Source organism: Streptomyces sp. NPDC093568 (assembly GCF_044764945.1).
Lineage (GTDB): Bacteria > Actinomycetota > Actinomycetes > Streptomycetales > Streptomycetaceae > Streptomyces.
On the sequence record NZ_JBIWJD010000006.1, the window covers coordinates 155542 to 177957 of the forward strand.

At 72.4% G+C, this 22416-nt stretch carries 23 protein-coding genes; 10 read left to right on the forward strand and 13 right to left on the reverse strand.

The window, feature by feature from the left end:
• Positions 1 to 33: 33 nt before the first annotated feature.
• Complete coding sequence (locus tag ACIRD7_RS24500) at positions 34 to 420, forward strand: hypothetical protein (protein ID WP_403456750.1); 387 nt, start codon at positions 34 to 36, stop codon at positions 418 to 420.
• Positions 417 to 686, forward strand: coding sequence for a DUF4031 domain-containing protein (locus tag ACIRD7_RS24505; RefSeq protein WP_403456753.1), 270 nt, complete (start codon positions 417 to 419; stop codon positions 684 to 686). Before ACIRD7_RS24500 ends, ACIRD7_RS24505 begins: the two co-directional genes overlap by 4 nt.
• Here the strand turns inward: ACIRD7_RS24505 and ACIRD7_RS24510 are convergent.
• The 3 genes from ACIRD7_RS24510 to ACIRD7_RS24520 all read right to left on the reverse strand — a co-directional run bounded on the left by ACIRD7_RS24510 (position 683) and on the right by ACIRD7_RS24520 (position 3063).
• Positions 683 to 1171, reverse strand: coding sequence for a carboxymuconolactone decarboxylase family protein (locus ACIRD7_RS24510; RefSeq protein WP_403456754.1), 489 nt, complete (start codon positions 1169 to 1171; stop codon positions 683 to 685). The genes ACIRD7_RS24505 and ACIRD7_RS24510 overlap by 4 nt on opposite strands.
• Positions 1172 to 1263: 92 nt before the next feature.
• Positions 1264 to 2385: a GNAT family N-acetyltransferase gene (locus ACIRD7_RS24515; RefSeq protein WP_403456757.1), complete on the reverse strand. Its 1122-nt coding sequence runs from the start codon at positions 2383 to 2385 to the stop codon at positions 1264 to 1266.
• 27 nt (positions 2386 to 2412) lie between these two features.
• Positions 2413 to 3063 carry an HD domain-containing protein gene (locus ACIRD7_RS24520; RefSeq protein WP_403456759.1) on the reverse strand — a complete coding sequence of 217 codons (651 nt, stop codon included), beginning with the start codon at positions 3061 to 3063 and terminating at the stop codon, positions 2413 to 2415.
• A gap of 217 nt (positions 3064 to 3280) precedes the next feature.
• On the opposite strand from ACIRD7_RS24520, the gene ACIRD7_RS24525 reads away from it, so the two are divergent.
• Positions 3281 to 3955: a maleylpyruvate isomerase family mycothiol-dependent enzyme gene (locus ACIRD7_RS24525; protein ID WP_403456760.1), complete on the forward strand. Its 675-nt coding sequence runs from the start codon at positions 3281 to 3283 to the stop codon at positions 3953 to 3955.
• Between the two features lie 118 nt (positions 3956 to 4073).
• The gene (locus ACIRD7_RS24530; RefSeq protein WP_403456762.1) at positions 4074 to 4769 is read left to right on the forward strand and encodes a copper homeostasis protein CutC; all 696 of its coding nucleotides are present in this window, start codon (positions 4074 to 4076) and stop codon (positions 4767 to 4769) included.
• Positions 4770 to 5142: 373 nt separating this feature from the next.
• Here the strand turns inward: ACIRD7_RS24530 and ACIRD7_RS24535 are convergent, their stop codons facing one another.
• Positions 5143 to 7191: a HelD family protein gene (locus ACIRD7_RS24535; protein WP_403456763.1), complete on the reverse strand. Its 2049-nt coding sequence runs from the start codon at positions 7189 to 7191 to the stop codon at positions 5143 to 5145.
• A 404-nt stretch (positions 7192 to 7595) separates the two neighbouring features.
• Between ACIRD7_RS24535 and ACIRD7_RS24540 the strand changes: the two genes are divergently transcribed.
• The gene (locus ACIRD7_RS24540) at positions 7596 to 7775 is read left to right on the forward strand and encodes a hypothetical protein (protein WP_403456765.1); all 180 of its coding nucleotides are present in this window, start codon (positions 7596 to 7598) and stop codon (positions 7773 to 7775) included.
• Positions 7776 to 7824: 49 nt separating this feature from the next.
• Here ACIRD7_RS24540 and ACIRD7_RS24545 read toward each other — a convergent pair whose 3' ends face one another.
• The gene (locus tag ACIRD7_RS24545) at positions 7825 to 9468 is read right to left on the reverse strand and encodes a DNA repair helicase XPB (RefSeq protein WP_403456768.1); all 1644 of its coding nucleotides are present in this window, start codon (positions 9466 to 9468) and stop codon (positions 7825 to 7827) included.
• A 141-nt stretch (positions 9469 to 9609) separates the two neighbouring features.
• Between ACIRD7_RS24545 and istB the strand changes: the two genes are divergently transcribed.
• The gene (gene istB / locus ACIRD7_RS24550) at positions 9610 to 10827 is read left to right on the forward strand and encodes an IS21-like element helper ATPase IstB (protein ID WP_403456770.1); all 1218 of its coding nucleotides are present in this window, start codon (positions 9610 to 9612) and stop codon (positions 10825 to 10827) included.
• Here the strand turns inward: istB and ACIRD7_RS24555 are convergent.
• From ACIRD7_RS24555 to ACIRD7_RS24565, 3 genes are all read right to left on the reverse strand, one after another.
• Positions 10805 to 11020 carry a hypothetical protein gene (locus ACIRD7_RS24555; protein WP_403456772.1) on the reverse strand — a complete coding sequence of 72 codons (216 nt, stop codon included), beginning with the start codon at positions 11018 to 11020 and terminating at the stop codon, positions 10805 to 10807. The genes istB and ACIRD7_RS24555 overlap by 23 nt on opposite strands.
• 76 nt (positions 11021 to 11096) lie before the next feature.
• Entirely contained in the window at positions 11097 to 11225 is a 129-nt protein-coding gene (locus ACIRD7_RS24560; protein WP_403456774.1) for a hypothetical protein, read from the reverse strand.
• A 176-nt stretch (positions 11226 to 11401) separates the two neighbouring features.
• The gene (locus ACIRD7_RS24565) at positions 11402 to 14179 is read right to left on the reverse strand and encodes a helicase-associated domain-containing protein (protein ID WP_403456775.1); all 2778 of its coding nucleotides are present in this window, start codon (positions 14177 to 14179) and stop codon (positions 11402 to 11404) included.
• Between the two features lie 211 nt (positions 14180 to 14390).
• Between ACIRD7_RS24565 and ACIRD7_RS24570 the strand changes: the two genes are divergently transcribed.
• The 3 genes from ACIRD7_RS24570 to ACIRD7_RS24580 all read left to right on the forward strand — a co-directional run bounded on the left by ACIRD7_RS24570 (position 14391) and on the right by ACIRD7_RS24580 (position 17846).
• A complete protein-coding gene (locus tag ACIRD7_RS24570; RefSeq protein WP_403456777.1) occupies positions 14391 to 16049 on the forward strand; it encodes a substrate-binding domain-containing protein in 1659 nt (552 codons plus the stop codon).
• Positions 16050 to 16124: 75 nt separating this feature from the next.
• Positions 16125 to 17138, forward strand: coding sequence for a hypothetical protein (locus ACIRD7_RS24575; RefSeq protein ID WP_403456780.1), 1014 nt, complete (start codon positions 16125 to 16127; stop codon positions 17136 to 17138).
• Positions 17139 to 17228: 90 nt separating this feature from the next.
• Positions 17229 to 17846, forward strand: a complete 618-nt coding sequence (locus ACIRD7_RS24580) for an HAD family hydrolase (RefSeq protein ID WP_403456782.1) — start codon at positions 17229 to 17231, stop codon at positions 17844 to 17846.
• On the opposite strand, the gene ACIRD7_RS24585 is transcribed toward ACIRD7_RS24580, so the two are convergent.
• Positions 17822 to 18073 (reverse strand): hypothetical protein, encoded by a 252-nt coding sequence (locus ACIRD7_RS24585; protein WP_403456784.1) that lies wholly within the window; start codon positions 18071 to 18073, stop codon positions 17822 to 17824. The genes ACIRD7_RS24580 and ACIRD7_RS24585 overlap by 25 nt on opposite strands.
• A gap of 165 nt (positions 18074 to 18238) precedes the next feature.
• Here ACIRD7_RS24585 and ACIRD7_RS24590 point away from each other — a divergent pair, with 165 nt between their 5' ends.
• On the forward strand, positions 18239 to 18622 hold the full coding sequence (locus tag ACIRD7_RS24590) for a cold-shock protein (RefSeq protein WP_383414030.1): 384 nt from the start codon (positions 18239 to 18241) through the stop codon (positions 18620 to 18622).
• Positions 18623 to 18635: 13 nt separating this feature from the next.
• Here ACIRD7_RS24590 and ACIRD7_RS24595 read toward each other — a convergent pair whose 3' ends face one another.
• The 4 genes from ACIRD7_RS24595 to ACIRD7_RS24610 all read right to left on the reverse strand — a co-directional run bounded on the left by ACIRD7_RS24595 (position 18636) and on the right by ACIRD7_RS24610 (position 22132).
• Entirely contained in the window at positions 18636 to 19484 is an 849-nt protein-coding gene (locus ACIRD7_RS24595; protein ID WP_403456785.1) for a 1,4-dihydroxy-6-naphthoate synthase, read from the reverse strand.
• Positions 19474 to 20178, reverse strand: coding sequence for a futalosine hydrolase (locus tag ACIRD7_RS24600; protein WP_403456788.1), 705 nt, complete (start codon positions 20176 to 20178; stop codon positions 19474 to 19476). Before ACIRD7_RS24600 ends, ACIRD7_RS24595 begins: the two co-directional genes overlap by 11 nt.
• Positions 20148 to 20621: a DUF2771 domain-containing protein gene (locus ACIRD7_RS24605; RefSeq protein WP_403456791.1), complete on the reverse strand. Its 474-nt coding sequence runs from the start codon at positions 20619 to 20621 to the stop codon at positions 20148 to 20150. Before ACIRD7_RS24605 ends, ACIRD7_RS24600 begins: the two co-directional genes overlap by 31 nt.
• Before the next feature lie 83 nt (positions 20622 to 20704).
• A complete protein-coding gene (locus ACIRD7_RS24610) occupies positions 20705 to 22132 on the reverse strand; it encodes an MFS transporter (protein ID WP_403456793.1) in 1428 nt (475 codons plus the stop codon).
• Positions 22133 to 22416: the final 284 nt, after the last annotated feature.

Sequence of the window (22416 nt, forward strand, 5' to 3'; positions counted from 1 at the left end):
CGGGCCGTGGTCAAGAGTGCGCACAATAGGAGCATGGACCCCGTGACCCCGCTGGAACAGGCGCTGCACACCGCCCGCGCCCTGGTGCTCGCCGACCTGGCCACCGGTGACGTCGCCGAGGCGGACGTCGTCTCGCTGGTCGAGGAGGCGGTCGTACAGCGGCGCTGGTGGGTGGAGCAGTGGCCGGACGGCGTGGAGTACGTGGCCGGCCTGGTCGCCCAGGACGTGCAGGACGCGCTGCTGGACCGCTACGGCCGCTGGCCGCTGTGCCCGGTGTGCGGCACCGGTGACCCGCACGCGCTGGACGTCGAGCCGGACCTCGGGCCCGATCCGCACTGGGTGTGCCACAAGGCCGGGGTGAAGGTCGCCCCCGTGGGCTCGTTGGGGCCGGCCGTGGCGGGCGGGGCGCCGTCCTCGTGACGATCTACATCGACCCGCCCACCTGGCCGGGCCACGGCCGGATGTGGTCCCACCTCGTGAGCGACCTGTCCTACGACGAACTGCACACGTTCGCCGAGGAGTTGGGCGTCCCCCGGCGGGCCTTCGAGCGGGACCACTACGACATCCCCGCCCACCGCTACGCCGACGCGGTACGCGCCGGCGCGGTGGAGGTCAGCAGCCGAGAGGTGGTGCGGCTGTTGCAGGGGTCCGGCCTGCGAAGGCCCAAAGGGCGTGACTGGAGCTAGACGGACCGGGGCTGGGCGAACTGGCCCGGCTGGTAGGAGCCGGCCGGCTGCTGGACCAGGACGTTCAGCCGGTTGAAGGCGTTGATCAGGGCGATCAGGGACACCAGCGCGCCGAGTTGCTCCTCGTCGTAGTGCTTGGCGGCGTTCTCCCAGACGTCGTCCGGTACCCCGCCGGCCGCGTCGGCGATCCGGGTGCCCTCCTCCGTCAGCTCCAGCGCGGCGCGCTCGGGCTCGGTGAAGACGGTGGCCTCGCGCCAGGCGGCGACGAGATTGAGACGGACCGTGTCCTCACCGGCGGCGACGGCGTCCTTGAAGTGCATGTCGGTGCAGAAGCCGCAGCCGTTGATCTGGCTGGCGCGCAGGGTCACCAGGTTCGCCGTCGCGGTGGGCAGCCCCGAGTCATGGAGCACCTTGCTCGCCGCGACGATGTGCTTCACGAACTTGGCGACGGTCGGGATCTCAAGGGCGTTCAAACGGGCGTTCATGACGAACTCCTCTGTCATTGGCCGTGATCGGTGGTTACACAGCTATGACGGAGGGGCTCACCCGAGTGTGACGTGAGCAAATGTGACCTGAGTCACTCGCTGTTCGCGGCCGCGCGCCGGCGGACGTACAGCCTCAGCTCCCGGTCCATGTCCCGCTCCTCGTGCGCGGTGCGCTCCTCCTCGACGCCCGCCCGCACATACCCCGCGCGCACGGCGACGCCCTGCGAGGGGACGTTGTCCTCGTGGATGGCCGCGACCAGGGCGTCGACGTCGTCCCTGGCCAGGGCATGCTCCGAGAGCGCGCTCAGGGCCTCGGACGCGTAACCGTGACCCCGGGCGGCCTCGGCGAGGTCGTAGCCGACCTCGGCCTGGCCCTCCTCGTCCGGTACGCCGTGGAAGCCCATGCCGCCCACCGCTCGCCCGTCCTCCCGCCGCACCAGGACGAACAGCCCCCACTCGGGCCGGTGCACGCCCTCCTCGTACGCCTTCGTCATCATGCCGGCGGCGTCGCGCGTGCCCTGGAAGGGGCCGCCGTCGATCCACTCGAAACCGCCGTCGCCGCCTGCGCGGAGGTCGGCGGCGGCCGCGGGGGTGACGCCCTGGAGGGTGAGGCGGTCGGTCGGCAGGACGAGGTTGTTGTTCCAGCGCCACTCGGTGACGGGCGGGCGGCCGGGCAGATCGCCGCGGCCGGTGGCCCACAGCAGGGTGCGCCAGTGGTCCGGGCCGGGGCGGACCTGCGGGAAGATCGTCGTCAGGACGAACTCGGGGAGCTCGGCGGGCGGTTCGTACGCGACCCCCAGCCCCTCGGCGATGTCGTGCGTGTGCAGCAGCACCTCGGCGACGCCCATCGCGGCGAAGCCCTCGCCGTTCGCGCTGCGGAAGGGGTACGGGTGGAACGCGCGGACGTCGGGCGGGGTGGTGCGGAGGGCGGCGGTGAGGAGGGCGCCGGTCGTCTCGATGACGTGGAGGTGCCCTTGGTTGTCGGTGCCCTCGTCGAGGGTGATCTCGAAGGGGACGTAGTCGTGCTGGGCGCGGCCCGCCAACTGGCCGGCGTAGGCGATGAGATCGCCGGCGATGTGTTCGGCCGTCTGACGGCAGTTCCAGTCCAGTCGGCCGGCCTTCACCCCTGCCCAGTCCTGGTCCACCACCGTGCGCAGCAGCGCCAGGCAGCTCGCCACGGCCTCGGTCACGCGTTCCCCACCCATGTGTCGCATGTGCGGCAGGCTACGGGCCCGGACCGGTCAGAGCGACAGCATTTCCAGCTCGGCGGCGAGGTTGTAGCGGGCGGTGGCCTCCCACTCCCGCCTGCCGTGCGGGGTGCGGAACAGGCTGGGCAGATCGAGGAGTTGGCGCAGGATCGCGGAGCGGCCCGCGCGGAAGGCGTCGCTGGGGACGAAGTGGTACTCCTCGCGGACGGCGGCCGTGTAGGCGGCGTACGCGGAGGGCGGGGCGGCGAGGATCGCGAGGTCGGCGTCGCACAGGACCTGGCCGTCGCGGTCGTCCGGCGCCGGGTCGTGGCTGACGGTGAGCCGCACCAGCCGGGCCACCTCGGCGACGCGCTCCGCGGGGACCCCGGCCTCGGACAGGGCACGCTCGGCGAGACGGGCGGAGCGCTCCTCGTTCTCCGATCGGTCGGGGAGGTAGACGGCGTCGTGGAACCAGGCGGCGAGGCGTACGACATCCGGGTCGTCGGCGTGCTCGGCCAACTCGTCGATGCGGTCCAGGACCGCGGTGAGATGGGTGAGCGTGTGGTAGTGGCGCTGGGGCTCCTGCCAGCGGGCGAGGAGGTTGTCGGCGTACGGGGCCGGGTCGGGGGTGTTGGTGGGGCGGACCGCGTCGATGGCTCGGCTGAAGCGGGTACGCAGGGCGTCGAGGGCTTGGGGATCGGCCATGGCGTCATTGTGACGGGTGCGGCCTGCGTTCTCCCGGGCTTGGGGTCGGGCGCCCAGGGCCTGCCGTTTGGATCGGCCCGGCTGCGAGGTTCGGTTTCTCTCGGCTGAGCCGAGCGGGGGCGATGGGGGTCCCTCCCTGCTCGAAGAGCCTGGGGGAGTGCGTGCCAGGGCCCGCGACGCCGGGATGATCCAAACGGCAGCCCCTAGCGTGGAGGCCATGACTTCTGCTGATGTGCACGAGGTACGGGATCCCGGGCTGCCCGGGCGGTTGCTGGTCGTCGAGCGGGACGCGCTGGTTCCGCTGCTGCGGGGGCGGCCGGACGCCGACTTCGCGTTGCCGACCGCGGCGTGTCCGGGGTGGTCGGTGCGGGATGTGCTGGCGCACTCCTCGGCCGCGCTCATGCGGGTGGTGGAGAACCGGTTCGAGGAGGGCGTGTTCTCGCCCGAGTCCAACGACCGGGACATCGCCGAGCGGGCCGACTGGACCAACGCGCGGGTCGTCGACGAGCTGGAGCGCGGCATGACGGAGGCAGGGCCGGTGATCGCCGCGGCGGGCGGGGCGCTGGACGGGATCGCGTTGGGGGAGTGGGTGCACGCCGGGGACGTACGGGACGTGCTCGGGGAGCCGGGGGCGTACGGCGGGGCCGGGCTGCCCGACGCGCTGCGGCTGCTCGCGTGGCTGACCCGGGAGCGACGGCACGTCCCGCTCCACGCCGACCTGGACGACGTCGACGAACCGCTGCGGCTCGGCGAGGCTGCGGCTCCCCGGCCGCCGGCGCGGTACATCGGGGACGCGGCGACGCTGGTGCGGCTGTACGCGGGGCGGCCGGCGCAGGAGGCGTCGTACGAGCTGGCGGGGGCGACGGCGGGGGAGCTGAACATCTTCGGGTGACGGCGTCATGGGCGTCATGGGCGTCATGGGGTTGAGCGGATCTTCGGCGGGGCAGGCGTACCCTGGATTGGATTGGACTAGACCTGTACCGCCGTCGAATGCCGAGGAATGGGGTCCCATGAGCAAGCGTGCAGTCCTGGAGGTGATCGCCCTCGGCGTCGAGGACGCGGTCGCCGCCCAGGCCGGGGGTGCGGACCGGCTCGAACTGGTCACCGACATGGCGGCGGACGGGCTGACCCCGCCGGTCGAGACCTTCGCGGGGATCCGATCCGCCGTCGACATCGATCTGCGCGTGATGCTGCGGCTGGGGGACGGGTTCGCGGTCGGGGACGTCGAGCGGGTGGTGCGGGCGGCCCGTGAGCTGCGCGGGGCCGGAGCGGAGGAGTTCGTGCTCGGGTTCCTCGACGCCGACGGCGGGGTGGACATGGAGGCCGTCGAGCGGGTGGTCGGGGAGCTGGACGGATGCCGGTGGACCTTCCACCGCGCCATCGACCGCGCCGCCGACCGGGACGCGCTGCGCAAGCAGCTGGACGGGATGCCGGGCCTGGACACGTACCTGACGGCCGGTTCGGCGGACGGGGTCGACGACGGCCTGTCCACACTCCTCACGGAGGCGGCACGCGCCGGGGAGCCCGGGTACGAGCAGCGCATCCTGGTGGGCGGAGGCCTCCGGCTCGACCACGTCCCGGGCCTGCTGGCGGCCGGCATCGACGCGTTCCACATCGGCGGCGCGGCACGACCCGGGGGTTGGGCCGAGCCGGTGTCGGTGACGGCGGTGGCGGAGTGGCGGGCTGCGCTGGACGGGGTTTCTTAGACGCCCCGGTGCCGGGGCCGGGGCAGGGTGGGTCGCGCAGCCCGGCGCCAGGGTCGAGGCAGAGGTGGGTCGCGCAGCCCGGCGCTAACGGGGCGCCGCCCGCGCCCACCCGTGCCGCCCCAGGCGGCACGCATGCCCGCGGCTATGGCGGGGCGACTCGAAGGCGTGCGGGAGTGCAGCCCCTTAGGGGCGCGGGGAACTGCGCGACCAGCCCCCACCGACCCGCAGCCGGGCACAACAGGGGCGCGGGGAACTGCGCGATCAGCCCCCGCCCACCCGCGGCCGGGCACAACAGGGGCGCGGGGAACTGCGCGATCAGCCCCCGCCCACCCGCAGCCGGCAACGAGACATCACCCCCAACCACCCCCGCCCCTCACCCCAACTGCTCCGGCAACAACCCCCCATGCGCCACGACCAACCCCGAAACCGCCCGAGTCAGCGCGACATACAACCGCCGCAACCCCGTCCGCTCATCCGGCTCCCCGTCCACCACCGCCGCCGGCTCGTCCAGCACGACATAGTCGTACTCCAGACCCTTCGCGAGCGACGCCGGCACCAGCGTCAGGCGGGTCTGTTCCGTCGTCTCCTCGCCGGGCGCCAGGTACCCGATGCCCGCCTCCGCCAGCGCCTCCGCCAGCCCCGGCACCCGGGCATCCGCGGCGATCAGACCCACCGACCCCTCCTTGCCCAGCAACTCAACGCACGCCGCGACGACTTCGGCCGTACTCGACACGGCACGGATCTCGAAGAACCCCGGGTTCTCGCGGATCGACGCGACCGGCGTCAGGCCCGGCGCGATGTGCGGGAGCAGGCGGGAGGCGTAGGTGATGACGTCCGTCGGGACGCGGAAGCCGGCCGTCAGCTCCTCGACGACCCCGTCCGACTTGCCGAGGTGGGCCAGCGCCTCGTCCCAGCTGCGCGTCGCCCACGGCGTCGTGCCCTGCGCCAGGTCACCGAGGACCGTCGCCGAACCGGTCGTGCAGCGCCGGCCCACCGCCCGGTACTGCATCGGCGACAGGTCCTGCGCCTCGTCGAGGACGACATGCCCGAGGGACGGCGTACGCGCCACGATGTCCTGCGCCTCGTCGATCAGCACCGCGTCCGCCGCCGACCACTTCGCCGACTTCACCGACCGCACCGGCTTCGCCCACAGGATCGTCTTCTGCTCGTCCTCCGACAGCACCCCGGCCGCGTGCTCCGCCAGGAAGTCCGCGTCCGTCAGCAGACGCAGCACCAGCTTCGCCGGGTCCGCCGGCGGCCAGATCGCCTTCACGGCCGCCTTCACCGCGCTGTTGCGCGCCACCGCGTCCTGCACCCGGTCGTCCGGCGCCTCGCCCGACCGCTCCATCTGCACCAGCACGGCATGCGCGATGCGCTGCGGAAGGGCCTCGCGGGCGGCCCCGTAGCGGATCTCGCGGGTCAGCAACTCGCGGACGATCTCCTCCACTTCGTACGCCGGCACCCGCCACCGCCGCGACCCGCGGACGACGACCACCGCCTCCGTCGGCATGCTCACCTGCGCGTAGACCGCCCGCCGCAGCACCTCCGCCATCCGCGCGTCGCCCTTGATCACCGCGGCCGCCGTGTCGTCCGTGCCGCGCACCTCCACATGGGCGACCAGGTCGTCCACCGTCGCCTGGCGGACCGTCAACTCGCCCAGCGCCGGAAGCACTTGCTCGATGTAGTGCAGGAAGGACTTGTTCGGCCCGATGACGAGGGTGCCGGTGCGGGCGAGCCGCTCGCGGTGGGCGTAGAGGAGATAGGCCACCCGGTGCAGGCCCACGGCCGTCTTCCCGGTGCCCGGTCCGCCCTGCACGCACACCGTCCCGCCGAGTCCGGACCGTACGATCTCGTCCTGCTCGGGCTGGATCGTCGCCACGATGTCCCGCATCGGACCGACGCGCGGGCGCTCGATCTCCTGCTGGAGCAGCTTGCTGGTGCGGGCCGCCTCGGCGGGGTCGGAGAGGTGCTCGTCCTCGTACGCCGTCAGATCGCCGCCCGTGTAACCGAAGCGGCGGCGCAGCGCGATGTCCAGTGGGTCCTTCTTGGACGCCCGGTAGAACGGCTGCGACACCGGCGCCCGCCAGTCGATGACCATGGGGTCGCCCTCGGCGTCGTGCACATGCCGGCGCCCGATGTAGAAGCGCTCACCTTCCGCTCCCTCGGCCCGGTCGGCGCCTGGGGCGTGCAGGTAGTCGAGCCGGCCGAAGAACAGGGGGGTGTCGCTGAGGTCGGCCAGGGCCTTGATGCGCTCGTCGATCTGGCGGGCGAGGACTTCGGCGTTGACCCAGTTGGCGGTGACGTCACGGATGTCGAGGGACTCGACGTCCTCCCGCATGGCGCGCAGGGCGGCACGGGAGGAGGCGAGGTGGGAACGCTCTCGCTGGAGCGGGTCCAGGGGGTCGTCGACGGGCGTGGACAAGGGGGTGCCTCCGGAGGACCTGCGGAAAGTGGTCGAGAGAGCCGACCGGTTTCCGTCCGGACGGCGGCACTCCGTGAACGGAGGCGGGCAAGAGCGGAGATTTTAGGTGAGCGTCGGCGGCGGATGCCAATGGTTTTCCCGCCCCGGGTTTCCCCTCCCCGAGCCCTCCGTCTGATCCTCGTCCCCTGATCCGCGCCCGCTGATCCTCGTCCCCTGATCCCCGTACTCTGATCCCCGTCCCCTGATCCGCGCCCGCTGATCCCCGTCCCCCTTGCCGACGACCCCTAGGGGACGCGCCCTCCTCCTTGAGGGTGTGCGGTCCGTCCCGAGACGTACGCGGGCGGTGTGCGGCTTCGGCCCGCAGACCGATGCGTCCTTTATGTGCGCGAACGCATCATGGAGACATGAGCGCAGCAACCATCCACACAGCCCCCGCGGGCCCCCGTGGAGCAACGGCACTCCAGGGGAGCCACCGTCATCGCCTCGGCGAAGCCCTGCGTGCCGTCAGGGTGTTCGCGGGCGCCGCCTTCGACGTGATCGTCCTCGGTGAGTACGGAGAGGAAGCGGGCGTCCGCCGTAAGTGACCGTCGCGGGACGCCCGTTCCGCACGCCTGCTCCTCCGCCCCTGCTCCGTCACTCCTCCGCGAGAAGCTCGTCGGCGTCCACGATCCGGTACGCGTAGCCCTGCTCCGCCAGGAACCGCTGGCGGTGGGCGGCGAAGTCCTGGTCGATCGTGTCGCGGGCGACCACCGAGTAGAAGTGGGCCTGATGGCCGTCGGCCTTCGGCCGCAGCACCCGCCCCAGCCGCTGCGCCTCCTCCTGGCGGGAGCCGAAGGTGCCCGAGACCTGGATGGCGACCGTGGCCTCCGGCAGGTCGATCGAGAAGTTCGCGACCTTCGACACCACGAGCACACTGATCTCGCCCTCCCGGAAGGCGTCGAAGAGCTTCTCGCGCTGCGCGTTGGACGTCTCGCCCTTGATCACGGGGGCGTTCAGATGCTCACCCAGCTCGTCGAGCTGGTCGATGTACTGGCCGATCACCAGGATCTGCTGCCCGGCGAACCGGCGGACCAGCGCCTCGGTGACCTTCCGCTTGGTGTCGGTGGTCGCGCAGAAGCGGTACTTCTCCTCCTGCTCGGCGGTGGCGTACGCGAGCCGCTCGGAGTCGGTGAGGTTGACCCGGACCTCGACACAGTCGGCGGGAGCGATGTACCCCTGCGCCTCGATCTCCTTCCAGGGAGCGTCGAAACGCTTCGGGCCGATCAGCGAGAACACGTCCGACTCGCGCCCGTCCTCGCGCACGAGGGTGGCCGTCAGGCCCAGCCGGCGGCGGGCCTGGAGGTCGGCGGTGAACTTGAAGACCGGCGCGGGCAGCAGATGCACCTCGTCGTAGACGATGAGCCCCCAGTCCCGGGAGTCGAACAGCTCCAGGTGCGGGTAGACGCCCTTCCGCCTGGTCGTCAGCACCTGGTACGTGGCGATGGTGACCGGGCGGATCTCCTTGCGCGTCCCGCTGTACTCACCGATCTCGTCCTCGGTGAGCGAGGTCCGCTTGACCAGCTCGTGCTTCCACTGCCGGGCCGAGACGGTGTTGGTGACGAGGATGAGGGTGGTCGACTTCGCCTGCGCCATCGAACCGGCACCGACGAGGGTCTTGCCGGCGCCGCAGGGCAGGACGACGACACCGCTGCCGCCGTGCCAGAAGTTCTCCACGGCCTGCTTCTGGTAGGGCCGTAGTGCCCAGCCGTCCTCGGCCAGCTCGATCGGGTGCGCCTCGCCGTCGACGTATCCGGCGAGGTCCTCGGCCGGCCAGCCCAGCTTCAGCAGCGTCTGCTTGATCTGCCCGCGCTCGGAGGGGTGCACGGCGACGGTGTCCGGGTCGATGCGGTTGCCGACCAGCGGCGCGATCCGCTTCGAGCGCAGCACCTCCTCCAGCACCGGGCGGTCGGTGGTGGTGAGGACGAGGCCGTGCGCGGGGTGCTTGGAGAGCGTGAGGCGGCCGTAGCGGTCCATCGTGTCGGCGATGTCGACCAGCAGGGCGTGCGGCACCGGGTAGCGGCTGTACGTCACCAGCGCGTCGACGACCTGCTCGGCGTCGTGCCCGGCCGCGCGCGCGTTCCACAGGCCGAGCGGGGTCACCCGGTAGGTGTGGATGTGCTCGGGCGCCCGCTCCAGCTCGGCGAACGCCGCGATCGCCCGACGGCACTCGTCGGCCTGCTCGTGATCGACCTCCAGGAGCAGGGTCTTGTCCGACTGGACGATCAGTGGTCCGTTCACGTGCGTGTGTCCTTCCGCTCGACCGCCCGACCAAACGTCCAGTGTGCCTGATCGATTCCTGATCGAATCCGGAGTCCTACAGGATGTCTTTTCATTCCTGTGAGTGGCGTGGTTTCACCTATCCGGCGGCGGCTGCGAAGAATGCCGAGCGTGCAGGCCATCGACCGTGACCCGTCCCCGCCGACCACCACCCTCGGGTACGCCCTGTTCGCCACCCGCTGGCTGCAGGCCCCGCTCTACTTCGGCCTCGTGGCCGCCCAGGGGGTGTACGTCTACAAGTTCTTCAACGAACTCTGGGCCTTAATTCTCCGCTGTGTGACCGGGCAGGCGACAGAGACCTACGTCATGCTCGCCGTGCTCAAGCTCGTCGACGTCGTGATGATCGCCAATCTGCTGATCATGGTGATCGTCGGCGGCTACGAGACCTTTGTGTCCCGCATCGGCCTCCAGGGCCACCGCGACCAGCCCGAATGGCTCTCGCACGTCAACTCCAACGTGCTGAAGGTCAAGCTCGCCACCGCCATCGTGGGGATCTCCTCGGTCCATCTGCTCCAGATGTTCGTGGACGTCCACCGCACCTCGCACCACTCCCTGCTGTGGGGCACGGTGATCCACATGGCGTTCATCGTCTCGGCGGCGATCCTCGCGTACATGTCGGGTCCGATGGCCGCGCAGGCCGAGCGGGCCCATCAGCAGGCGCACCACGAGCACACCCCCGAGGAGCCGCCCGCGAAGGCCTTCGTGCCGGCGCAGGCCGCCTCGCGCGAGGACGAGCCGAGTGCCGAGGAGCGGCTGCGCGCCGCCGGGTTCCCCGCCCGCAAGCTGCTGGAGGACTTCGACTCCGAGCACCCCCGCTCCTTCGACCGGGAGGCGGTGGCCCGGCTCGGCAAGCTGGACTTCGTCACCGCCGGACGGAACGTGCTCTTCGTCGGCCCGCCCGGCACCGGCAAGACGCACCTGGCCGTCGGCCTGGGCGTGCGGGCCTGCCAGGCCGGGTACTCGGTGCTGTTCGCGAGCGCCGCCCAGTGGGCCGCGCGGCTGGCCGGCGCGCGGGACGCCGGGCGGCTGGCCGAGGAGCTGACCGCACTCGACGAACACCCCCTCCTGATCGTCGACGAGGTCGGCTACACGCCCTTCGACGCGGACACCACCACGCTCTTCTTCCAGCTGGTCGCCCACCGCTACGAACGGGCCTCGCTGATCGTGACCGGCGACCGCCCGCTCGGCCGCTGGGACGAGATCTTCGCCGGCCCCTCCGCGCCGGCGATGGTGGACCGGCTGGTCCACCACGCCGAGTTCGTGCCGATCGAGGGCGACAGCTACCGGATGCGGCGGGCTACTTCAGCATGGGCAGACTGACATTGTTGATCAGCGGTCCCTCGACGGTGAGCCCCTCGGTGATCAGGGACTCCCCGGCGGGGGCCGGGAGGGGCAGCGGCAGGGCGGAAGCGGCCGCGGCGGCCTCCGGGGCGAGGGCGGTGACCAGCGCGGTCGCCGACAGCAGGGCGGTGAGGGCGGCGGAACGGGCGCGGACGCGGCGCTTGGAACGCATGCGGACTTCAGGGCCTTTCGGAGAGGGCGGGCCGGTCCTTTCGCCGGACCGGCCCGACGGGTGCACTGCGGTCGCGTCAGACCTGCGGCGTCTCGATCACCAGCCCTGCGACGTCGATGCCGATCGCCGCGGCCTGGGTGGTGAGGGCACCGATCATCATGGCCGCGGCGGCCAGGACGGTGGCAAGACGACGAGCTGTGCGCATGGACAACTACCTCTCTGTTGCGCTCACTTGAGCGTGATCAGGACATCGAGTGGCTGCCCGGCACCCCCCGGCGCGATGCGGAATGGTCCGAAAGGTCCCTCAAGAGTTGGAAAAGCCCGGCGTGGCGTACATGAACCGCCGCGTACGCCCGAACGAGTGAGCCGTGCGGCCCGGCCTCAGATCTGGTCGTCCGCGAGCTCCGCGACTCCGGTGATCCGGTGCAGCGGGTACGTCCGCACCTCGTCCGCCGTGTGGTCGTACGCCGTCACGAACCCGCCCTCGACCCGCACCGGAGCGATCACCCGCTGACTGGCGGCGCCTTCGGCGTTGACGTACCCGATCCACAGCGCCGCGCCGGTCAGGACGGCCGCCTGCATGGTGGCGAGGGTCTCGGCGGAGGTCGTGCGGGGCAGTTCGCCGCTGGTGACCGGGGCCGTGTCGGTGCTCGGCTTGCGCGGGGTCGTGGAGGCGAGGTCGCCCGCCCGGATCGCGCGGATCGCGGCGGCCAGCAGGGTGGCGTCCGGTGTCGGCGGGCCGTCCGGGACCGGCTCGGGGGCCGTGCGCGGCGGGGTGCGGTGGGCGTCGGCGCGGGTGATCAGGACGTCGCCCTCCGCCGACTCGGCGGCCGGCGCGAAGCCCATCGAGCGCAGGCCCTCCAGCAGCGCGGCCGGGTCGGCCTGGGCGGCGAGCACCGTGGGCGCCAGCCGCCGCAGGCGCAGGCCGGCGGCCCGTTTGTCGGCGAGGATCTCGTTCAGCACCGCGTCGTCGTCGCAGCGGACGTACGCCGAAGCCGCGCCCACCCGCAGATGGCCGTGCTTACGGGCCACGTCGTCGATGAGATACGCCAGCGGCTGCGGCACCGGCGTACGCGAGTGCTGGGCGAGGAAGGCGTGCAGGTCGGAGGCGCTGCGTCCGGCGTCCAGCGCGCGGCGCACCGAGCCGGGCGTGAACCGGTACACCGTCGCCCCGCCCTTCGACTCGACGTCCCCGAGCACGTCCAGCATGTCGGCGAGCGGCCGCTGGAGCGGGCCGGGTGCCACGGCCGTGAGGTCGGCCTGGAGCAGGACGTGGTCGAGCGGCTCGGGCAGCAGCGGGGCCAGCAGCCGGGCGGCGGTGGCGGAGGCGACGGACTGCTCGGCCGGGGTGAGCGGCTCGGGCGGGCCGGCCGGGCGGGGGTGCTCGTGGTGGACGGGGAGCTTGTCGCCGGGGCCCGTGGGAGGGCTGCCGGGTGTGGTCGGTGTGGGGTGGCCGGGGCTGGTGGGCGAGCCGCCGGACGGGGCCGGTGCGAGGCGGGCGGTGGCGTCGTGGGCCGCCGCCGACGGGCCGGCGACATGGCCGCTTCCCGCGGTCCTCCCGGCGGGCGTCGTCGGCGCCGGCCGGTGCCCGCCGACGCTGTCGTGAGCCGCTGCCGACGGCCCGGTGGCCGACGGGCTCGCGGCACGGCCGCTTCCCGCGGTTCCCCCGCCGGCCTTCGCCGCCGCTCCCAGCAGCGCCCGCCCGTGTGCCGACAGCGCCCCCCGCCCGGTCACCCCGAGCAGCTCCGCCTCGCTCAGCGTCCACCGGGCGAGGCGGCCGCGCAGATCGTCCTCGCGCTGCGGGCCGCGCAGGGGGCGTTCCCAGCGCAGCCGGGCCAGCACCGACTCGGCCGACGGGGACACGCCCTCCGGCAGCCCGGCCAGCAGGGTCAGCACCCGGTGCCGTACCTCCGGGGCGGCGGAGCGGTCCAGTCCCGGACCGAGCGCCGACAACGTACGGTCCTTCGCGTCCCGGCCGCCGATCAGCCCCGGCGTGCGGGTCGCCGTCAGCCACGCCTCCGCCAGCCGCGCCCAGCGCTCGGCGGGGGGCTGCTCCAGCCACTCGTCGTGGGCGGGCGTCGCGGCGTACCGCTCGTCGGCCTCGCCGTCGGAGGCCAGCAGGCCCGCCGCGTAGGCCAGCTCGACCCAGAACGCGGCGGTCGGCTCGGGCACGTCGAGGGCGACGGCGGTGCGCTTGAGGTCGCGCACGCTCAGCCCGCCGGCCCGCAGCACGGCCGGACCGCCCTCGTCCCAGTCCTTCAGCAGCTCCTCGACGGTGGCCAGCGCCGTGTACGCCTGCCCGGCCGCCGTCGCGTCCACAACCTGTGGACGGTGCGTGGCGGCCGGCTCGACGGGCGGCGGCAGCGGCTCGGTGGTGCGGTGCGCGCGGCCGGCCCGCAGATGCAGGGCCACCTCGCGGGGGAGGACGACCGTGCCGGGCGTCGTCGGCAGCAGCAGGCCGCGGTCCAGCAGCCAGCGCAGCCGGGGCGCCGGGTCGGCGGTGACCTGGCCGTACGGCGGCCCCCACACCAGCCGGGACAGCACCTCCAGGGACTCCTCCGGCGCGTCGCCCAGCAGGGCCGCCATGCGGCGCCGGTCGGTGAACAGGGCGCCGAGCGAGGACAAGGCGGACACCGCGTCGTGGGTCGAGGGCAGCCCGGCCGTCGCCACGATCGCCTGGATCCGGCCCGGCGACATGCCGGCCGCGGCCTCCTGCACGGTCGGGCCCAGCCCGGTCGGCGAGGGGTGCTGCGGCGAGGGCGCCAGCAGCTCGCGGGCCGTGCGCACCAGGCGCAGCCGGTCGTCGGCGCCCCACACCAGGGCCTGCTCGCGCAGGGTGCCGAGCGCGTGCGGCAGCGCGCCCGCGACCGCCGGGTCGCCCTCGTCGCCGGCCATCAGGCCGAGCAGCTCGTCGTAGGTCGCCGGGTCCGCCGCCACCGCCAGCGCCTCCGCCGTCTGCAGCGCGAAACGGTCCAGCCGCTCCAGGGCGCGCACCACCGAGGCCCGGGTGCCGGCGCGGGTCGCGAGCTGGGTGAGGTCGGTGGGGACGGGCGTGATGAGATCGGGCCGGCTGCGCAGGAGCAGGGCCAGCGAGGCGTCGTCCCGCGCGCGGAGGGCTTCCGCGAGGGAACGGGGCGGCGGTGTAGCCGGGTCGCTCATCCGACCAAATCTAGCGGGTGGGGGCCGGGGCGGGGGGAGCGCCGAGGAGGCGGATCGCCGCCCGGCCGGCGAACGGAACGTTGCACAGATGGCCCCCGGATGAACATCATCCGGAGGAATCCGGCACCCCTGGCAACCCCGCGCACCCACTCGTCACCCTGGGCACACCGTCAACTACTTCATGGCGCAAGGGAATTCGGGGGTTCCTGCGATGGGCGAGCAGGTCGAGCGGTGGATCGCGATCCTGAGTCTCGCGTTTCCCGTCGCGGCGTTCCTCTGGGAGTTCGCCATCATCGGCCGCAAGCGGCTCGGCTACCGGGTGCAGATGGACACCCTGGCCGCGGACGCGGCCGGCAAGCCGTACGCCGGCGTCCTGAGCGACATGAAGCACGACGACCACGAGCTCAAGGACCCCTCGTTCGTCCTGCTGCGCATCGAGAACGCCGGCTCGGCCAAGATCGGGTCCGATGACTACCTGGCCGACCCCAACGACGCCTCCGGCATCAAGGTCACCTTCCGGGCCCGCCAGGTCGCGGCGGTGGTGCTCACCGATCCGAGCCAGGGCGTGCTGCGCGACTTCTTCTTCCGGCGCGAGAGCTACCAGGCGGACGACGGCACCGAACGAACCCGCTTCGTCGCCAAGGAAGGCTTCAGCCGCGAGAACATCCCGGAGGAGCGCACGGGCATCATCCGGCTGCCGAAGGTGACGCTGCTGCGGGGAGCCGAGTACAAGGTGCTCGTCGTGCTGGAACGCTGGCCCGAGGACGGCACCAAGGACCCCTTCCCCGATCCGCTCGTGGAGGGCACCGAGGGGCCGGGCCGCTGGTACGACCCGCTGGTACGGCTCCTGAAGCTGAAGGCGACCAGGACCGAGAGCCATGTCTTCGCCTCCCGGCCCGCCTGGTGGGTCATCTGGATCCTGATCGCGGCCGTCGCCGTGCAGGCCTCCTTCACGCTGCTCGTCCGCGACGACCGCCGGCCCCCGCTGGACTGCGTCGGCGGAACCCTGCACCTCAGCGGCTCCACGGCCTTCGGACCCGCGGTGCGCGCCGCCGCCGAGGACTACCTCAAGCGGTGCGAGGGGGCGGACTCCCTGGCCATTCCGCTCGAGGACAACCCCTTCAAGGGCAGCACCGACGGGGTCACCGATCTGGACCAGGCCGGCGCGGCCGCCGGCATCAAGGTCGGCGACGGTCTGCGTGACCACATCACCTTCACCGACGGCGTCGCCTCCGACGGCCACCCCCGGCTGGTCCCCAAGCCCGTCGCCTTCTCCGTGTTCACCCTGGTCGTCAACACGGACGCGGGCGTGGAGAACCTGAGACTGGGCCAGATCCGCGACCTCTTCGCCGGCCGGGTGAAGAACTGGTCCGAGGTCGGCGGGAACGACGTCCCCGTCCACCTGATCAACCGCGACCCCGGCTCGGGCACCCGCCGGACGCTCGTCGCCAAGGTCCTGGCCGGCCACGAGCCGCCGCAGTTCACCGTGACCGACTGCGCGGCCCTGAAGGCGAACCGGTACGGCCGCTGCGAGGTCACCAGCACGGACACCATGCTGAACACGACCGCCGCGACACCCGGCGCCATCGGCTACAGCGAGGCCGCGGGAGTCGGCGGGCACAAGGCCGCGAAGAAGCTCGCCAAGCTGCGGATCGACGGCAGGGAGCCCACGGCGGAAGGCGTCGAGGACACCAACTACCCGTACTGGCAGACGGAGTACGCCTACACCTACGGCGAGGCCCCGGCGGGCTCCGTCGCGGCCGCCTTCCTGAACTTCCTCACCCAGCAGAGCGGCCGCGACATCATCCACGAGCACGGCCACGGCCTGTGCTCCGAAGCGGAGAACTCCGGCGAGTGCCGGCCGATCTGACCGACCCGACCCGTCCTGTCCTGCGCTAACGTCGTCCCACGGGGTATCCAACGCACCCACCCCGGAGGGGACTTCGTGGGGATCGAGAGCGACCAGGTCGTCTACGAGTATCTGAGCCGCGTCGGCGACGTGGCGCAGCAGCGGCAGCTGCCGTCTTCCACTCGGATGCGCCTGGTCAACGAGTTGCGCGGGGAGATCGACCGGCGCCGCGCCAAGGCGCCCGTCGACAGCCCCGCCGCCGTCCGCCGCATCATCGCCCGGCTCGGCAGCCCGGACGAGGTCGTCTCGGCCGCCGGCGGAGGCGGCGCGCCCGCACCCCGGCCGCCGGCCGCCCCCGCCCCCGTGCCCGTGCGGCCGGACAGCCGGGCCGAGGAGACCGACGAGCAGAGCCCCAAGGGCCTGCGCCGGCTCGTGCCGCGCCCGCGCCCCGCCGAGCCCCCGGCCCCGCGTGACGACGCGCCCGCGCCGCCCCACCTCGCGAGCACCGCGGACCTCGGGAGCAGCGCGACCCAGCCCGACTGGTGGCGGGTGGACAGCAGTTCCTTCGGGCCCGGCGAGGACGTCCCGGGATTCGTCGGCGGCATCGAGATCCCCGAGATGCTCAGGCGTCCGCCCGCGAAGGAGACGGAGGAGGAGGCGCGGCTCCGGAAGAAGGAGGCCGCGGTGGAAGCGGCCGAGGAGGCCGCAGAGGAGGCGGAGCCGGAGGAACCCCGGCGCCGCCGCCTGCTGCGCCGCCCGGCCCTCCCCTCCGGCCGCTGGAGCAACCCCCTCCTCCTGCTCGCCGCCGCCCTCCTCGTCGCCGGCGCGTTCCTCGGCAACCTCCTCGTCCTCCTCCTCGGCTGGCTCATCGCCTGGGGCTCCCGCCGCCTGAGCGACGCCGAGACCAAGTGGGCGGTGATGATCCTGCCCGGCCTCTCCCTGACGGCCGGCGCCGTCTGGATCTGGGGCCGCGTCAACGAACGCTGGGGCGACCCCATCGCGGAGGGGCAGACGAACGCGGCGATCGCCGAGACCTGGCCCTGGGTGGTGCGCGGCGCGGCGGTGGCATCGGCGTTGTTCATCGTGTGGCGCTCACAGAGACGCCCCTAGGGGCGCGGGTAACTGCGCGATCAGCCCCCACAGCCCGGCAGCCGCCACTCAACCGCTGGGACCTGGTTACTGGGCGGCACAATGGCCCCCATGGCACTCACCGTCGGCTTCGACCTCGACATGACCCTCATCGACTCCCGCCCCGGCATCCACGCCTGCTACACGGCACTCGCCGAGCGGACGGGCACGTACATCGACGCCGACCTCGCGATCACAAGGCTGGGACCCCCGCTGGAGGAGGAACTGGTCAACTGGTTCCCGGCGGAGCAGGTCGCGGCCATCGCCGACGTGTACCGCGAGATGTACCCGACGATCGCCATCGCGGCGACCCCCGCCCTGCCCGGCGCCCGCGAGGCCATCGCCGCCGTGCGGGAGGCCGGCGGGCGCGCGATCGTCGTCACCGCGAAGTACGAGCCGAACGCCAAGCTGCACCTGAAGCACCTCGGCATCGCCCCGGACGCCGTCATCGGCAACCTGTGGGCCGAGCAGAAGGCCGAGGCCCTGCGCGAGTACGCGGCGGGCGTCTACGTCGGTGACCACCAGGGCGACATACGGGCCGCCCGCGCGGCCGACGCCCTGTCGGTCACCGTGGCCACCGGCCCGTACACCGCAGACCAGCTGGGCGCGCTCGGCGCGGACGTGGTCCTCGCCGACCTGTCCCGGTTCCCGGACTGGCTCACCCGCTACCTGGAGGCGCCGCGCGCCTGACGCCGCCCCGCGGCGATCGACTGGAACACCCCCGCGCCGGCGACGAGGAATCCGACGCCCATGAGCATGCTCAATCCGAACATGTAGGTCGGAAATGGCGTCGTGCCGAGCAGGAACGGGGCCACCGTGACCAGAGTGGCCACGGCACCGATGAAGAACAGGACCGCACCGGCACGGATCAGTCGGTCACCGGGAGCGGTGGAATTCGTTTGGGTTTTGTCACGCACCGGACCAGGGTAGTTCCCTGCGCGAGGGAAGTACCGGGCGACGTCTTGTCACCCGCCCGGGGACCATTAGCCTTGGTACCGGCGGGTCAAGGTCGACCCGCTGTAGTGCTATCAAGAGCCGTTTTCCGAAGCAGTTTTCCGACGAGTACGAGGACGAGGACAGACGTGCCTACCGGCAAGGTCAAGTGGTTCAACAGCGAGAAGGGCTTCGGCTTTCTCTCCCGCGACGACGGCGGTGACGTCTTCGTTCATTCCTCGGTCCTCCCCGCCGGAGTAGACGTACTCAAGCCGGGACAGCGAGTGGAGTTCGGCGTGGTTGCCGGTCAGCGCGGTGACCAGGCACTCTCGGTCGTCATTCTCGACCCGACGCCCTCCGTGGCGGCCGCCCAGCGCAAGAAGCCGGACGAGCTGGCGTCCATCGTCCAGGACCTGACGACCCTTCTCGAGAACATCACGCCCATGCTCGAAAAGGGCCGTTATCCCGACAAGGCCTCCGGCAAGAAGATCGCCGGACTGCTGCGCGCGGTCGCCGACCAGCTCGACGTATAGGGGCCGGACCGGCTCAGGGGAAATTCAACGCATCCGGGCCGAGGGGCGGTAGCAGCCCCTCGGCCGCCGCGCGTGTGAGCAGCCCGCGCACGGCGGCGTAGCCGTCCTCGCCGAGGCCGGCCGTGAACTCGTTGACGTACAGCCCGATGTGCTGGTCGGCGACGGCCGGGTCCATCTCCTGTGCGTGTTCCATGACGTACGGGCGGGAGGCCTCGGGGTCGTCCCAGGCGGCACGCACGGACGTACGGATCGAGTCCGCCAGCAGCGTCAGCGTCTCCGCGCCCAGTGACCGCTTGGCGATGATCGCGCCCAGCGGGATCGGCAGCCCGGTGCTGCTCTCCCAGTGCTCGCCCATGTCGGCGAGCTTGTGCAGCCCGTAGTTCTGGTACGTGAAGCGCGCCTCGTGGATCACGAGCCCCGCGTCGACCTTCCCGTCCCGCACGGCCGGCATGATCTCGTGGAACGGCATCACGACGATCTCGCCCACCCCGCCGGGGACGGTGTCCGCCGTCCACAGCCGGAACAGCAGATACGCCGTCGACTTCTCGCTCGGCACCGCGACCGTACGGCCCGTCAGGTCGACGTCCGCCTCACGGGTCAGCACCAGCGGGCCGCAGCCCCTGCCCAGCGCACCCCCGCAGGGCAGCAGCGCGTACTCGTCGAGGACGTACGGCAGCACGGCGTACGACACCTTCAGCACGTCGAACTCGCCGCGCTCGGCCATGCCGTTGGTGATGTCGATGTCGGCGAAGGTGACGTCGAGCGCGGGGGCGCCGGGGACGCGGCCGTGGGCGAGGGCGTCGAAGACGAAGGTGTCGTTCGGGCAGGGCGAGTACGCGATCTGCAACGGCTCAGCTGTCATGTGGGTTCCAACTCCGAAGAACGGGCGCGAGCTTCCCGAAACCGTCCGTCAGCGCGGCCAGCGCGTCGCCGATGCGCCAGGCGGCGCGGTCGCGGGGGCCCACGGGGTTGGAGATCGCGCGCAGCTCCAGTACGGCTGTGCGGTGCGCGCTCGCGGCCTCGGCGACGCCGAAGCCCTCCATGGCCTCGGCGAGGGCGGTCGGGTGGCGCTCGCGCAACTGTGCGGCGCGGACGGCGGTGCCGGTCACGGTGGAGACGGTGAGGACGGCGCCGGTGCGCGCGCCGGTGGCGGTCGCGACCTCTCGTACGAGTGTTTCCGGCGGACGGTGGGTGACGGTGCCGAAGCCCAGTTCGGTGACCGGCAGAAAGCCGTCGGAGGTCTCCGCGCCGAGGTCGGCCGCCGTGATCTCGTCGGCGACGACGAGCGAGCCGACGGGGGCGTGGGGCGCGAAGCCGCCCGCGATGCCGGTGGAGACGACCAGGCCGTAGGGGGTGCCCGCGTGCGCCGCGGTGGTGAGGGCGGTGGCGGTGGCCGCGGCGGCGAGCGCGGGGCCGACACCGGCGGCGATCACGTCGACGCCGGGCAGCCCGTCGAGCGCCCGGGCCACCGCGTCCCGCTCGGCGGGGACCGCGGTGGCCACCAGGACGGCTGCAGCGGACGTGGTCAGCTGTCCTTCTTGAGCTTGAAGGACCACAGGCCCGTGACGTCCCGCTCGCCCTCCTTGATCGACACCAGCGTGGAGTTGCCGCTGGCGCCGTACTGGGCGTTGAAGAACACGCTGCCCGGGACGGTGCGGTACGTCTTGGTGCTGGAGTCGGTGAGCGGCTGGCCGTTCATGAGGATGGTCCAGCCCTCGTCGGCGATCTCCGGGTCGACACCGAAGCGCACGGTGTCGTCCGGGTCCACCTTGATGGACTCGATGCCCTTGTCCTTCAGGCACTTCGCGAGGTCCGCGGTCTGCAGGGCGTCGCCCTCACCACCGCAGGTGGCCTGCGAGTGGACGGACGCGGTGCCCACCGTGATCGTGGCCATCGGCGTCGGCTTGTCGCAGGCCGACAGGACGAGCAGTCCGGCGGAAACGGCGCCGGCGGCGGCGACGGCGCGGCGGCGTCGCACATCGGATTGCAGCGTGGTCATGGCCGAAGGCTATCGGGCGGGTGCGAGGCTCTCCCCACGCGGGGGGCGGCGTGCCGTACGTCACGGCAGGGCCAGGAGGTGTCTCACTCCACCCGGGGGCGGGCGTGACCGGCGTGCCGGGCCGATCCGATCAAGCCCTTGACGGTGGTCAGCCAACCGGTGGCGACGATGGCCGCGCCGACCAGCAGGCCCAGCGAGCCCTTCAGCGGCAGCACGATGCCGATCGCGCCGCCGAGCACCCAGGACATCTGCAGCAGCGTCTCGGAGCGGGCGAACGCCGACGTACGGACCAGTTCGGGCACGTCCCGCTGGATCAGGGCGTCGAGGGACAGCTTGGCCAGCGCCTGCGCGAACCCGGCGGCCGCCGCGAGGCAGGCGACCAGGACGGCGCTGAAGAAGAGCGCCGCCGTGATCGCCACGGCCAGCACGAAGCCCACGACCGTCACGATGATGATCTCCGGCGCCCGGGACCTGAGCCACGCCCCGACAGCCGTACCGAGCGCGTTCCCGACCCCCGCCGAGACGGCGACCACGCCCAGCGACACGGCGGCGCTCTGCCCGGACATCGGGTGCTCGCGCAGCAGGAACGCGAGGAAGAAGATCAGGAACCCGGACAGACAGCGCAGGGCGGCGTTGGCGCCCAGGGCGTGGGTGACGGCGATGCCGACCGTGCGCAGCCCGGGGCGTTTGACGGGCTTGCGGTGCGGCCCGTGCAGATGCTGTTCGTCGGCCGCCAGCAGTGCCCGGTCCTCACCCTTGGCCGAGTCGACCTTCGGCGGCAGCGAGAAGGACAGGAACGTACCGGCGATGAAGATCACGAAGGCGCCGTACAGCGGCCAGCGCGGCCCGATCGCCTGGAGCCCGGCGCCGATGGGCGCCGCGATGCCGGTGGCGAGCAGCCCTCCCAGGGTCACCCGTGAGTTCGCCTTCACCAGGGAGAAGCGGGGTGGCAGCAGACGGGGCACCACGGCGCTTCTGACGACGCCGTACGCCTTCGAGGCGACCAGCACCCCGAGCGCCGCCGGATACAGCTGGAGATCGCCGCTGACGACCGCGCTGGACAGCACCAGCGCGAGCAGCGCCCGCGCCAGCATCGCGCCGGCCATCGCCGCGCGGCGGCCGTGCGGGAGGCGGTCGAGGAGCGGGCCGATCACCGGGGCGAGCAGCGTGAAGGGCGCCATGGTGATGCCGAGGTAGAGCGCGACGCGCCCGCGGGCCTCGTCCGTCGGCACGGAGAAGAAGACGGTCGAGGCGAGGGCGACGGTGATCATCATGTCCCCGGCGCCGTTCACCGCGTGCAGCTCGATCAGCTTGCCGAGGCCGGACTCGCCGGCCCCCTGGGCGTGCGTGGCCTTGCGGATGCCGCGCGCGGGACCGGTCACCGGGAAGTGCAGGGCACGGCCGACCGCGCGGAGGGAGCCGCTCATCCGGCCCGTTCCGCCACCTCGACTCCGGCCGCCCTTGGCGCCACCGACTCCGGTGGCTCCTTGGGGCGTCCTCGCGGTTGCCACGACGCAATAGTGCCCCGAGATGGGGGTGGCTAGTGCGGTTACGGCGCGTATGGGGGGCACTTCCTGGGCAAGGTCACAAGTTGGCCGAAGGCAACTCTCGGGTCGGCGGCACCGGTTCCACCGGCCGCCGCGCACGGTGAAAGGGCCGTCGGTGTAGGCCCACGGCTCTCGAACAGGTAGCGTGCGTATCTCAGCCATCCCGCACAATGGATGACGTAGGTGCGCCCGAGCGCGATTCGGACGCGGACGTCGACGCGGCCCACAGGTCCGCTCCGTTCGCTCCG